Source organism: Fortiea sp. LEGE XX443, from assembly GCF_015206815.1.
GTDB lineage: Bacteria > Cyanobacteriota > Cyanobacteriia > Cyanobacteriales > Nostocaceae > Nostoc_B.
The window spans coordinates 20855-34204 of sequence record NZ_JADEXZ010000064.1 but is presented as its reverse complement, the minus strand read 5'-3'; the positions used below and the strand labels follow the sequence as shown (position 1 = coordinate 34204).

The window sequence follows — 13350 nt, the reverse complement described above, 5'->3', positions numbered from 1 at the left end:
TTACAGAAGAGAGCTTTTCTCACCTCACGGGCATCTGGGCGACTATCTATAAATTCTTGTAGTTCTGCGATGGCTACGCCCGCCGCAGGCATCGCAGGTTGTAGATGCTGATCTATCATTGTTTGTTCTTAGACAGATATATTCCTCCGTATTATCTCGTACACTTTTTCAGAAATCAAATATGATTCCTATAGGAGAAAAATATAGGGTTGATTTTCACCCCAAAGGTAATGATGAAAATATGTGGATTCAGGATTCCATAAGCCTTGCAGTAGAGCTTCACCAAATTTTTGAGTTAACTAATATTTCTTACTACGTGAGCGGTGGTGTTGCTGCTTCGATACATGGGGAACCCCGTTCGACTCGTGATTTAAATTTGGTGATTGAAATCCAACCTGAGCAAATTGATTTGTTAGTGGCAACACTTGAAGCAGCAGGATACTATTGTCCAGCAGGTGCGGTTGAGGGTTTAAAGCAGGGATGTGAGCAAATGCTGAATATCACCCATACCGAAACTATTGCTAATGCCGACCTATATATCAGTGATGTTTCGTCGTTTTCAGTATCCCAGATGGCACGTCGCCAGCTAATCGACTTAGACGGAATCACTAAGTTTTGGGTGGCTTCGGCAGAAGATACAATTTTACAGAAATTGCTGCGGGGTAAGAGGAGTCAATCTGAAAAACAGTGGCGTGATGCGCTGGGGATACTGAAGTTGCAAGCAGAAACTTTGGATTACATATACTTAACGCAATGGGCAGAAAGGTTAGATTTGGTTGATGCTTTGAGCCGGGCATTTACTAAAGCTGGTATCTGATGAATAACTTAACTGTTGTTTTGACAGGCAGATTTAGCATCCTCAGTAATGAAGAATTAAAATTATTTACTTGATTTAAGTAGAAAGGTGCAAATAAACGGAACTATGTAACGGAAAGTAAAGTAGCTTGAAAACCTCTTCCCTTCTGCCTTCTGCCCTCTGCCTCCTGCCTTGTCATAACGACAATTTTTAACACCGACCTACTTATTTAATCAATTACTGCTAACACAGACTTCGGCAACAATTTATCTTTAAACCAGACAATTCTAGCTGGAACATCATTTAACTTAACTCCGGCTTTTTCCAAATTCAGCCGTTCCGAAATGGCCAAAATTAAATTGTCACATCCCGCACGCCGCACCTGAGAAAATTTCTTTTGTAAATATTCTGGTCGCCAATAACCGACAATTTCTAATAAAAATTCCCGGCCATCAGGATGCACTAACCGAAAATCGGGAATCATCACACTACCCGGAATTGGTACTAAATCAACTTCTCGCTCTAATACCCAGTCAGTTTTTAACGCATCCCATTTATCAGCAAAAGATGCTTCCAGCATACTATCGTAGGGTTTACCCTTAGAATAGTGTGAAACTAACCCACATTCAGAATTCAGAGTAAATCTGCCAGTTCTCCAAGTATCTGTGTAGACATCACGAGTTTGCAATGTCGCAGAAAGACTCCATTTCGTCACATGCAATAAAGCCGGGATGAGTTTAGCGATCGCCAAACCATAACGCGTACTAGGATTAAATAAACTCGTCGGGCCATCTACGGTAATGGTAAATCCGTGGTCAGCATCACCCTCTATATAAGCCATCAATTGAAACAACTTGAGATAGCGAAATAACAGCTTATATTCTCCAGGAACATTCCGATGTGCATTTAAAATTAACTTACTCGCTTTATAAAAAATTCCCTGCACCTGAGACAAGTTATATCGATTTAATATATCTACTGCTGTAGGAGTATCAAAAGCTGTCAAAATTTTATTTTCAGATAAGTCAGCATATAAACCATTTTGCACCTGTGCTAACAAAACTTCCCGCTCTAATTCCTGACTCAATTCATCAGCAATTTTGCTTAAAGTAAGTTGAGTTGATTCTCGACTAGCAACTGATTTAGCCGCGAGAGCAAACACCCGTTCTCTTAACATTGGTGGTTCTAAAGGACTTACTACCTCAAAGGTGCAGAAATTACTTTTGATAATATAAGCTAACCCACGCTTAATGCGATAATCTGTAGCATCACCTTCTAAATCTAAAAGTTGACGATCTAACTCACCTTGAGTTTTACCTAGTGCAGATTGAAAACAAGCAATTAATTCATTTGTCAACGCCAAATATTTATCATCAATCTTCAGTCTTTTCGGGATGATTTCTTCTCCGTTTAGGCGATGGCTTAGTAACTCCGTTGGTAACATCTGAATTTTGTGTTAAATAATTTATTTCTATTTGTTCCGCCGCCTTCAAACTTTTTTCCTGTCCACTCCCATACACAACCTGCAAATTACCTTTTTTATCCCCCTGTCTCCGTGTCTTTACATCTTCGTGTCTGTCTTTCCTCTCCTCCCCACGCCGCCGCGCCGAAGTCCCCTCTTCACTCGTATCCTCCGCGATTACCTCATACAAAATCGCTTGTTTATTTTCAATATTTCCCTTACGCAAAACCCTCCCCAAACGTTGAATATATTCTCTTGTAGAACCAGTCCCAGAAAGAATAATTGCCACAGAAGCCGCAGGTACATCAACACCTTCATTCAACACATGAGAAGCAATCAAAGTATTGTATTCACCTTCACGAAATTTAGATAATATTTCATGGCGTTCTTTTACAGGTGTTTGATGAGTAATGGCGGGAATTAATAAGTCTTGAGAAATTTTATAAACCGTGGCATTATCAGCGGTGAAAATCAAAATTCGAGCAGGAAAATGTTCTGCAAGTAAATCAGCTAAAATTCGTAACTTACCATCAGTACCCAAGGCAATTTCTTTCGCTTCCCGGTGTGCTAACATCGCTCTCCGGCCAGTTTGCGATCGCGCACTCATCTGCACAAACATTTGCCAACCTTGAATACTCCCCAAAGAAATCTTAGATTGGCGCAAAAAATCATTGCGGGTTTGAATTAAATTACTATATCTTTCGCGCTCAAGTTGCGATAACTTCACCTTAATTTGGACAATTTCATGTTCAGCTAAAGCTTTCCCCGCTAAATCTTCAGCACGTTTACGATATACTTCTTGTCCAATCAAGATATTTAAATCAGCGTGTTTACCATCGGTACGTTCTGGTGTTGCTGAGAGTCCTAAACGATAAGGTGCGATCGCATATTCCGCAATCACACGATTAAAATCTGTGGGTAAATGATGGCATTCATCAAATACTATCAAAGCATATTGATTTCCCAAAGCTTCCGCATGAATGGCTGCACTATCATAAGTCGCCACCAATATCGGTGTTTTATCCCGCGAACCACCACCTAGCAATCCCACCTCTGCATCAGGAAACGCCGCGACTAAATGTGCATACCACTGGTGCATCAAATCCAAAGTTGGGACGACTATTAATGTTGTGCGAGGTGTCGCCTGCATTGCCATCTGCGCCAGATAAGTTTTTCCCGCCGCCGTTGGTAACACCACTAACCCTTGTCTCCCCGCCAATTTCCAAGCCGCTAAGGCTTCGCTTTGGTGCGGGTAGGGTTCCATTTCCAAACTCGCAACCAAATCTACAGGATAAAATTCCTTCGCCTCATCGATAAAGTCCACTTCTTCCGCTTGTAGTGCTTCTACCAAAGCGCGGTATCGCATCGCCGGAATCCGAAATTTCTCCACACGATCATCCCACGTAGCATAATCCATCCAAGCTTTGCCACGTGGTGGTGGATGCAAAATTAATGTACCGCGATCGAAAGTTAATTTGGAGATGCGAGCCATTCCGTATTGATTGGGGATTGGGGATGAGGATAGTCAAAGCCTAACTTTCTCTCAAATTATTATTGTTAAGTTGTGCTTAATGGCTACCCTATGGTTATTGAGGATGCCTTTAAGTTTGTCATTAACCGCCTCAATAGTCTACTTTACAAGAAAGACCGAAAAAAAGTTTCTGCTCTTTTTACCCTAAACTTTGAACTAAGGGATTTCCAAGGAATAAATTATGCTGAGATTTTGGTGATAGTGTAAAAAGATAGAAAAGTTGTACAATTTGTGATATCACAAGCATTGAAGTTACTTTAACATCTCCAGAAGTTTAGATAAAAAATTTGTATAGTTCTCCAAAACCAAGCTCTCTAATGATTTTGCAATCTTGAATCTAAATATTGCCAAAATTCGTTCTTCAGCACTTAGTAAAGTCACTCAATTCCATCTCGTCTATGATTCCTACTATGATTCCTCAATGGTCTATATCTGGGATAGATATTGCAATTTAAGACTCTCTCATGCCTTTTCTCTTTCTCTACTTGACCCAGACTATTTTATAAACAAATAATCTGAAATGATTACCAGTCAATCTTTTCAGGATTTATAACCATTCAAATTCATAATTCTTCAATCTGCTTCAATATCTGCGGAATATGAGTTAGAAACAGAGTTACAAAAAAAGCCTAACATTCAGGAATTCCAATCTTTATTGATTGATATGCTAGAAGAAATCAAAATTAACTACGTCAAAGGTATTACTTCTTCTGGGGTAGAAAAAACATTAGAGGAATAAAATCAAATTCATCAAATTACTTATAGGTAAGATAGAGAATAAATCAAGCCACATTCTATTTGCATTTGCTACCCAACATAAAAGAAAAAAGCAATTGAACAAAGAATCATGGTGAAAAATATGAAGACTGAAAATTTTGTTGCAAAGATGAACAAGTTTGCCAGCTTTGCCACAGGTATTCTGTTACTGCCAATTTTTGCCGCTTGTGCGCCCAACGAGACGGCTCAAGTCACTCCTACTCCTGCTGCACCACCTGTTGCTGATGTAACGCCTGAGCCAGTTCCAACAACACCTGCTGCAACTCCTGGTGCAACGGTGAATGAAAACATTCCCGAAGTTGTACAAGCTAATCCTTCATTGAAAACATTGGCAGGTCTGATTAATGAAGCAGGTTTAACAGATAAGTTAAATGATGCCGGCCCTTACACCTTATTTGCACCTTCAGACCAGGCTTTTGCGGCAGTTCCAGCAGCGACTAGAGAGCGACTCTTAAAGCCCGAAAACCGCGAACTTCTTAGACAGGTTTTAACTTATCATGTGATTCCAGGCAATCTTACAGCTAATCAACTTCAGTCACAAGAGGTGAAAAGCCTTGCTAATAACCCGCTAAATATTAAAGTTGAGCAAGGCCAAGTGAGAGTTAATGACGCTCGTGTGATAGAACCTGATATTAGAGCCAAAAATGGTGTCATTCATGTTATTGACAAAGTACTTCTACCACCAATGACTCAATAGACATCTCAAAAAAAGATTGTAGAGACTTAGCGCTGCTAAGTCTCTACTAGGTATTTGCATAACACATATTTAAATTCGGTTGATGCTTAATAAAAAAGCGACAGATGGAGGGGGAATGTGATGAAAGGATTAAAAGGTAAAAATGCGTTAATTACAGGTGGAAGTTCCGGTATTGGACAAGCGATCGCTATTCGTCTTGCTCAAGAAGGTTGTAACATTGCTATTAATTACCGCAAAAGTCCTGAAGCTGCGGAAAATACTGAAGAAATGGCCATGCAAAAAGCCTGTGGAGATGTGGAAAATTGCGGCGTTAAGTCTCTACTGGTGCAGGGTGATGTCTCTCAAGAATCAGACATTGTGGAAATGGTCAACACTGTAGTTGATAAGTTGGGCAGTCTTGATATTCTAGTCAACAATGCTGGAATTCAAACCGAATGCCCATCCCACGAAATCAAGACCGCAGACTTTGACCGAGTGATCGAGGTAAATTTACGGGGTGCTTACCTATGCGCCCGTGAAACAATCAAACACTTGCTCTCCCAAAATCGACAGGGAATCATCATTAATATTTCCAGCGTTCACGAAATTATTCCCCGGCCGATGTATATCAGCTACTCCATTAGCAAAGGTGGGATGGAAAACATGACTAAAACTTTGGCGCTGGAGTATGCAAACCGAGGTATTCGTGTGAATGCGATCGCACCTGGGGCAACTATCACCCCCATGAATGAAGATTGGGTTAACGATCCAGAAAAGAAAGCAGTTGTCGAAAGTCACATCCCAATGGGGCGGACGGGAACTTCAGAAGAAATGGCCGCTGCGGTAGCTTTTTTAGCTTCTGATGAAGCGGCATACATCACTGGACAAACACTGTTTATTGATGGTGGACTGACACTATACGCAGATTTCCGGGAAACTTGGTCAGCTTGAACATTGGTATGGGATAAAGTCTCAAAACAAGTCTACCGCCCACAGTGCTATCTGCCTAACAGACTGTCTCCTCCTGAATTGTGAATTTTTTGTTGAATAATTGCCAGCCTGGCGTTAAATTGTACGGGAAAATTGTCTTTCTTGCGTTTGATTATGCTGATCAAACGCAACAGCAATATTTCTTACTAGTAACCGGCCAATATCTGTAATTTGAATATAGTTGGCAGATAATTTAATAAGTCCATCTGCTGCTAAAGGCTGCAATGCTTCTAATTCTTGAGAAAAATATTGATCAAAGTTGATGCGATGTTTCTCTTCAATATCTTGTTTATACAACTGAAAGTGAGACATGATGCACATGATAACATCTCTTCTAATAATGTCATCTGGAGTTAGGTTGATACCTTTGCTAACAGGCAAAACATTGTTAGCAACTGCCTGATAATAATCTTTTAATTGTTTATGGTTTTGGATATAGGCATCATTGAGCATACTGATTGATGTCGCACCAAACCCAAATAAATCTGTACCCGCGTGGGTAGTATAACCTTGAAAGTTACGCTGGAGGGTGCGATCGCGTTGGGCGATCGCTAACTCATCGTTAGGTTTGGCAAAGTGATCCATGCCAATAAATAAATACTCACTACTGGTTAATTCCTCAATGGTCATTTTCAAAATTTCCAATTTTTCTTGGGGTTTAGGTAAAGCTACTTGAGGAATATTTTTTTGTGCTGGTTTTAACCAAGGGACATAGGCAAAGTTAAACACCACAATCCGGTTAGGATCTAATGCAACGGTTTTTTTTATAGTCTCCCGGAATGTCTGGAGAGTTTGATAAGGTAAACCATAAATTAAATCTACATTCACACTGTCAAATTTTGCCGCTTTAATCCAGTCCATGACGTTGAATAATAATTCTTCTGGCTGAATGCGATTAACAGCTATTTGAACTTCACTATTAAAGTCTTGGATGCCAAAACTAATACGGTTAAATCCAAGTTCGCGCAGGAAGAAAATATACTCTTTATCGACGTAGCGGGGATTAATTTCAATGGAAATTTCTGCTTGAGGATCTAAGTCAAAGTTTTGTGTAATTTTATTCCACAAAAATTCTACTTGGTCAAGTTCTAAGTAGTTGGGTGTACCACCACCCCAATGTATTTGTAATACTTTTCTATCGGGATCAATCAAGGTGGACATATGCTTGATTTCTTGAGCTAAATGTTCCAGATAAGGTTTGGCAATATTTTTGTTGTTGGAAATTACTGTATTACAACCGCAGAAATAACAAGCACTTTGACAGAAAGGAATGTGGAAATAAAATGATAGCGGAGATTTTCTTTGGTTTGAAGCGGCGATCGCAGTATGAAAATCAGTCGTAGTGAATGCTTCGCTTAACTCTGTAGCGGGTGGATAACTGGTGTATCTTGGTGCAGCTGTATCGTACTTTTTGATCAATCCTAGATCAAATTTGACACCAGGTGATATAAAAACCATCAAAACCTCCAATGTACTGTGTAGGCTCTCTTTTCAAACTTTCAACTCACCAGTAGTTTGAAAATTAGCCAGAGTGGTTGCTTGTATTGCTAATCGAAGCGGCAATTTGTTGATTTCGCCAATATCCGACAAATTGCTCATAGATTTTGGATGCGCTAGTACTCTGTCAGCCTATCTTCAACGGGTTGAGGCTGACACAGCAAAACACAAAGAGGTTTTCTCTGCGCTATTTTTACACCTCAAATTTGGTTTTTCAGAATACTAGCTGCTGTCTAGTTTAGATATCAGTTGCAGTGCATGATGTGTTGACTCAAACCAAACAGCTTAATTTCTGGAAATTAATTAGTGGCCGCTGCTTCAGTGCTACCGAGGTTGTGAGAACGAGTCAGGTTATTAAATAGTACTTGACCGATCGCTCTAATTAAACTTCCTTCTAATTCCTCAGCCATTTGCACGTTAAAACTAAAGGCATTATTGGCTTCAGCGACAATTCTATCTGCTGTAGCATCATCGACGGATACACCATTTAAAGCATCACGGTATTTGTCTTTAAAGGCTTTTTTGTCGGGAATTTGCTCAAAGTTATAAAAAGATGTACCTTCGTAGCCAGAAAGTTTGAGGGTTGACTGAGCAATTTTTTGTAACATCTGACCACCGGAAAGGTCGCCCATGTAGCGAGTGTAGGCATGACCGATTAATAAGGCTGGTTCAGATGCAGATAGTTGTTGAATCCGGGCAATGTATATCTTGGCATGATTCGCGGGTGTGATGAGCGATCGCCAGCCGTTGCCATAATAAAATACCATGTCTTTCTCTAAAGCCGCCAGGCGATTTAATTCGGGAAAGTAAACCCCACCAATTACAGGATGGTTTTGGTGACTGGCTAATGCTGCTTCTAGTTCGCTATAGACGAAATACAAGTTACTCAGAAATTTTGCAAAGCAGTCTCTATCTACAACGCCTTTGAGAAAACATTTCATGAATCCGACATTTTCTGCCGCTGTATGAGCTTTTTGTGTACCAGAACGCAGTTTGACAGCTAGATTACTACTCATTTTTGTAGAGGCTAGGGGTTAGTATTATTACTCAGCATTTCAAAGAGAATTCACGTCAGAGTTAGAGAATTGTTATTCTAGATGTAGCGGGGAACAGCATCGGCATCACTTCAGCCAGCAAATACCACTGCCGATACAGTTCTTAAGGGTTTTTATTCTCCCAAAATCATTTAACTATCAATACTTGTATAACTATACAGCTATTAATATTTCTTTATATTCCTTTGAGTAACAAACACAGGATGCAGGATGTACAGACTGCACTCTTACGGAAGGTTCATGTGTTGCAAATACTTTTTGAATTAGACTGATGTGGAATTATATTGTTTTATGCTTATATAACTATTAAATGATAAAATACAGGAGTCTCATGGTCGATTCAGTTGCAACCCCAGAGCCACAATTGCTGAAGCCGGGTATTAAAGTCCCTGTTGCAGAAACATTATTAACACCTCGGTTTTACACCACTGACTTTGATGCAGTGGCAAAATTAGATATATCGGCCAATGAGACAGAAATCCGGGCGATTGTCGAGGAATTGCGTGCTGACTACAACCGCCATCACTTTGTGCGCGACGATGAATTTAAGCAATCGTGGGATCACATTACAGGGGAAAAACGCCGCGCTTTTATTGACTTTTTAGAACGCTCTTGTACGTCAGAGTTTTCGGGGTTTTTATTGTTTAAAGAATTATCGCGCCGCCTGAAAAAAAATAACCCGCTGCTATCAGAAGCTTTTGAATATATGGCTAGAGATGAAGCTCGCCATGCGGGATTTTTGAATAAATCAATGGCAGATTTGAAAGTATCTCTAGACTTAAACTTTTTAACTAAAAACCGCACATATACTTTTTTCCCGCCAGAGTGGGTTATTTACACAGTCTACCTATCGGAGAAAATTGGTTACTGGCGCTATATCTTAATTAATCAGCACATGCAGGAGCATCCTGAATACCAGTTTTATCCGCTGTTCCGCAAATTTGAGAGTTGGTGTCAAGACGAAAATCGACACGGAGATTTCTTTAAAGCATTACTGCAATGTCTGTCCACAAGCCGCTCCGCGTCTACGCAACCCAAACTATGGAAAAATTGGCAAGCAAAATTGTGGATGCGTTTCTTTCTACTAACTGTGTTCGTTACCCACACAATAACTGTATTTGAGCGAGCATCATTCTACGAAGCTATTGGTATCCATCCCCGCAAATACAACAACAGAGTTATCCAAGAGACAAATAACACTTCTGCACGAGCATTTCCCCTCATTCTGAATACAAATCACCCAGAGTTTTTTTGGCGCTTAGAACAGTGTTCTGAAAATAATTTGAAACTCGCGGGAATTCAAAAAAGTAACCTGCCAAGATTTGTCAAATTCTTGCAAAAAATCCCGCCAATTCTCGCCATCATTTGGCACATGTTACAGCTATATCTCATCAAGCCAATTGATACAGAAGCTACACGCGGCACAGTTCTTTAATTGGTTTTGGAAACTGATTATTTGAACAAAAATATCCCCGATTTCTTGAAGAAATCGGGGATATTTACATTTTATATTCTTATATATTTTTTATCCATAATTTAATTAGAGAAATATTAGATAAAAAAACAGATTTATTGTCTTAAAAATAGGGCTAGGCTAATTTTTTATACAGATAGCTATATCTGTTGACAGATAATCAACTTATTCCGACAGATTGAGGCAAATCTTATCAAAAAAAGATACGAATAGAGTTATTGAACTCAATAAATTTGTAATCACAAGCTTTTAATTGATAGGAGAAGTTGGAATGGTTGTTGGTGTACAAAGACGTGCTGTAGGAGTATTTCCTAATCGTAGGAACGCCGAAGAAGCACTACATGAATTGAAAAATTCTGGCTTTCCAATGGATAGAGTTTCTGTGATTGCCAGAGATGCAGACGGTAAAGATAATATTGCCGGTACTCAAGTAAGCGATCGCGTTGGCGACAAATCTGACGAAGGAGCCGCCGTTGGTGCAGCTACAGGTGGTGCTTTAGGTGGTTTAACTGGCTTATTAGTCGGTCTTGGCACTTTGGCAATTCCTGGTATTGGGCCGATTATGTTGGCTGGAGCAACAGCAACGGCGATCGCCACAACTTTAGCGGGTGCGGGTATTGGTGCAGTAGCTGGTGGCTTACTTGGTGCATTGATTGGTTTGGGAATCCCTGAAGAACGTGCCAGAGTTTATAACGAACGCGTACAAAGCGGTGGCTATTTAGTAATCGTAGATGGTACGGATGAAGAAATCGCCAGAGCAGAAGCCATCCTGCATCGGCGCGGAATTGAAGAGTATGGTATTTACAATCATCCCGATGCTCATACCGTTCATCAAGACGTTGTTGCTACCAAACATGCTGTAGGTTACTTTAATCTGCGCCAAGATGCAGAAGCAGCCATTAACGATTTACGAGTTGCAGGTTTTCCTCTAGGCCAAATTTCTTTAATTCATCGTGAATCTGTAAACAGAGATGCGTTAAGAGGGGTGAATTTTAGCGATCGCCTCGATGCAGTACGTTATGGATTACCAGATGAGCGCACACGTTTTTATAACGAGCGGATTAATCACGGCGATTATATCGTTGCGGTGAGTGGCACAGATAACGAAATCAATCGTGCTACCTCAATTCTCAATCAGCATAAAATTCAACAGTGGCAAGTTTTCGACTCACATAGCCACGGTACTACACCCATACACAAAAACCGCCGCGCAGTCGGTGCATTTTCCCATCGTCGAGATGCAGAAGCAGCACTTAATGAACTCCGCGATGCTGGCTTTCCGATGAATCGAGTTTCTCTGATTGCTAAAGACACAAATGGACATGGTGTTGCTGGTGTTGGTAATCAATCTGATGAAGGTGCAAAAACCGGAGCAGCTACAGGCGGCGCATTAGGTGGTTTAGGTGGTTTATTAGTGGGTTTGGGTGCGTTAGCAATTCCTGGAGTTGGCCCTGTGATTGCTGGTGGTGCAGTAGCAACGGCTTTAGCCACAACTTTGGCTGGTGGTGCGATTGGTGCAGCCGCAGGTGGTTTAGTTGGCGCACTAGTTGGTGTAGGTGTTCCTGAAGACCTCGCTAGGCTTTATAGCGATCGCTTCCAACGCGGCGACTATTTAGTTATGGTTGATGGTACAGAAGCGGAAATCCAACACGCTCAAACCATCCTCAAACGTCGTGGTATTCAAGACTTTGGCATCTTTGACGCGACTGATGTCGATACAGAATCCCATCGTGGTTTGAACTGGACAAGACACCAAGAAACCCCAGTTATAGAAAGTGGTCGCACTAATTATCCTGTGACAGGCGATCGTGAAGATCCTACCGTGACCATTGTTGACCGTCGGGATGAAACACTCTAACCAAAGTTAGTTGTAAATCCTAAATGTCTTGTCTGCAATTAAATTATGGGTGCAATGGCGCGGAAGCGCCTGCCATAGGCGATCGCCACGCAAAAATCCTTCGTGTCAAATTAATCTATCATTAGCGAGACAAATGAAAAAACTAGCTCCCTTCTTTATTAGTGGCTTACTACTTCTTGGTGCTGCTGCTTGTAATGATCCTTCTAGAACCACCCAGTCAGCACCAGACACAGTTAATCAAAATCCCGCATCACCTGCTGCACAGACAACTCAAGAAGCAAAAGAAGACGCTCAGAGTGAACTTCGCAGAAGACAACTCAATCAAGACATTCGCGCTCGTGAAGAGCGGAATAATCTTACCGGTGGTGATGCACAAAGAGCAGAAGCTGACCTCGCCAGTGAAGTTCGCTCTAAATTAGAAGCCAATATACCCGGTGGTCAGCTAACAGTTGCTGCTGACGAACAAGGTACAGTCACTGTCAACGGAACTGTAAATAATCAGGATCAACTGAGTAAAATTCAGCCTTTAGCACAGGAAATTAAAGGTGTTAAGAACGTAGTTAACAAAGCAGTTGTAGCTCCACCACAATAGTAGTAGGGTTAACAACAAATCTAAATTAATAGACGGGCATAAGTAAACGTAAAAACGTTATTATGATAGTATTCAGGGGTCAGTATTGAATAAAACTGACCCCTGATGCAGCCCGACATTTTGTTTTTTTGTGCCTTTCTTAGTAAAATTTTTGTGATTAGTACAATTCTAAAAATATGGCACTCGAACAACAACTAGAATCTGTAAATGAGACATCTTCAACTAATCCAGTTGCCCTTGAAGGTGTAGATACTGAAAACTTACCCAAGCTGCCACCAGCTAGTGAGCCTGAAACTCAATGGCAGCAAATTAATCGAAAAATATCTCAGTTTGTAGATCAGCTGCCCTATTATTTAAATAAGTTTTGGGAAGCATACAAACTACCTTTAATTACCCTTGCTTTAGTTCTAGCAGCTATTGTTACACTTAAAGTTGTAGTAGCAATACTGGATGCGATTAATGATATTCCAATCTTAGAGCCAGCTTTAGAGTTGATTGGAATTATTTACTCTACTTGGTTTGTTTTCCGTTATCTTCTTCAAGCCTCGACTCGCCAAGAAGTATTAGCAGAGATTCGCTCTTTTAAAATACAAACTTTAGGAGAAGATGCTTGATAATATAGCAATCTTGTTTGATTTGTGA

10 protein-coding genes and 2 pseudogenes are annotated in these 13350 nt (G+C 40.6%); 7 read left to right on the top strand and 5 right to left on the bottom strand.

The features are described from left to right. Positions 1 to 119 (bottom strand): annotated as a pseudogene (locus IQ259_RS27810) (IS630 family transposase); the annotation flags it as partial. 71 nt (positions 120 to 190) lie between these two features. Here IQ259_RS27810 and IQ259_RS20510 point away from each other — a divergent pair. After that, a pseudogene (locus IQ259_RS20510) lies at positions 191 to 817 on the top strand (hypothetical protein); the annotation flags it as partial. 208 nt (positions 818 to 1025) lie between these two features. Here IQ259_RS20510 and IQ259_RS20505 read toward each other — a convergent pair. Next, on the bottom strand, positions 1026 to 2240 hold the full coding sequence (locus tag IQ259_RS20505; RefSeq protein ID WP_193887847.1) for a DUF790 family protein: 1215 nt from the start codon (positions 2238 to 2240) through the stop codon (positions 1026 to 1028). Further along, positions 2170 to 3750: a DEAD/DEAH box helicase family protein gene (locus tag IQ259_RS20500; protein ID WP_193887846.1), complete on the bottom strand. Its 1581-nt coding sequence runs from the start codon at positions 3748 to 3750 to the stop codon at positions 2170 to 2172. Before IQ259_RS20500 ends, IQ259_RS20505 begins: the two co-directional genes overlap by 71 nt. 898 nt (positions 3751 to 4648) lie before the next feature. On the opposite strand from IQ259_RS20500, the gene IQ259_RS20495 reads away from it, so the two are divergent. Together IQ259_RS20495 and IQ259_RS20490 are read left to right on the top strand one after the other, a co-directional pair. Beyond that, on the top strand, positions 4649 to 5263 hold the full coding sequence (locus tag IQ259_RS20495; protein ID WP_193887845.1) for a fasciclin domain-containing protein: 615 nt from the start codon (positions 4649 to 4651) through the stop codon (positions 5261 to 5263). A gap of 120 nt (positions 5264 to 5383) precedes the next feature. After that, positions 5384 to 6193, top strand: coding sequence for an SDR family oxidoreductase (locus IQ259_RS20490; RefSeq protein ID WP_193887844.1), 810 nt, complete (start codon positions 5384 to 5386; stop codon positions 6191 to 6193). A 114-nt stretch (positions 6194 to 6307) separates the two neighbouring features. Here IQ259_RS20490 and hemN read toward each other — a convergent pair whose 3' ends face one another. Together hemN and IQ259_RS20480 are read right to left on the bottom strand one after the other, a co-directional pair. Then, positions 6308 to 7690: an oxygen-independent coproporphyrinogen III oxidase gene (gene hemN, locus IQ259_RS20485; protein WP_193887843.1), complete on the bottom strand. Its 1383-nt coding sequence runs from the start codon at positions 7688 to 7690 to the stop codon at positions 6308 to 6310. A 338-nt stretch (positions 7691 to 8028) separates the two neighbouring features. Next, on the bottom strand, positions 8029 to 8745 hold the full coding sequence (locus IQ259_RS20480) for a heme oxygenase (biliverdin-producing) (protein WP_193887842.1): 717 nt from the start codon (positions 8743 to 8745) through the stop codon (positions 8029 to 8031). A 370-nt stretch (positions 8746 to 9115) separates the two neighbouring features. Here IQ259_RS20480 and acsF point away from each other — a divergent pair, with 370 nt between their 5' ends. From acsF to IQ259_RS20460, 4 genes are all read left to right on the top strand, one after another. Then, the gene (acsF, locus tag IQ259_RS20475; RefSeq protein ID WP_193887841.1) at positions 9116 to 10219 is read left to right on the top strand and encodes a magnesium-protoporphyrin IX monomethyl ester (oxidative) cyclase; all 1104 of its coding nucleotides are present in this window, start codon (positions 9116 to 9118) and stop codon (positions 10217 to 10219) included. Between the two features lie 310 nt (positions 10220 to 10529). Continuing rightward, complete coding sequence (locus tag IQ259_RS20470) at positions 10530 to 12116, top strand: histidine kinase (RefSeq protein WP_193887840.1); 1587 nt, start codon at positions 10530 to 10532, stop codon at positions 12114 to 12116. Between the two features lie 133 nt (positions 12117 to 12249). After that, positions 12250 to 12708 (top strand): BON domain-containing protein, encoded by a 459-nt coding sequence (locus IQ259_RS20465; RefSeq protein ID WP_193887839.1) that lies wholly within the window; start codon positions 12250 to 12252, stop codon positions 12706 to 12708. Positions 12709 to 12884: 176 nt separating this feature from the next. Continuing rightward, entirely contained in the window at positions 12885 to 13322 is a 438-nt protein-coding gene (locus IQ259_RS20460; protein WP_193887838.1) for a CAAD domain-containing protein, read from the top strand. Positions 13323 to 13350: the final 28 nt, after the last annotated feature.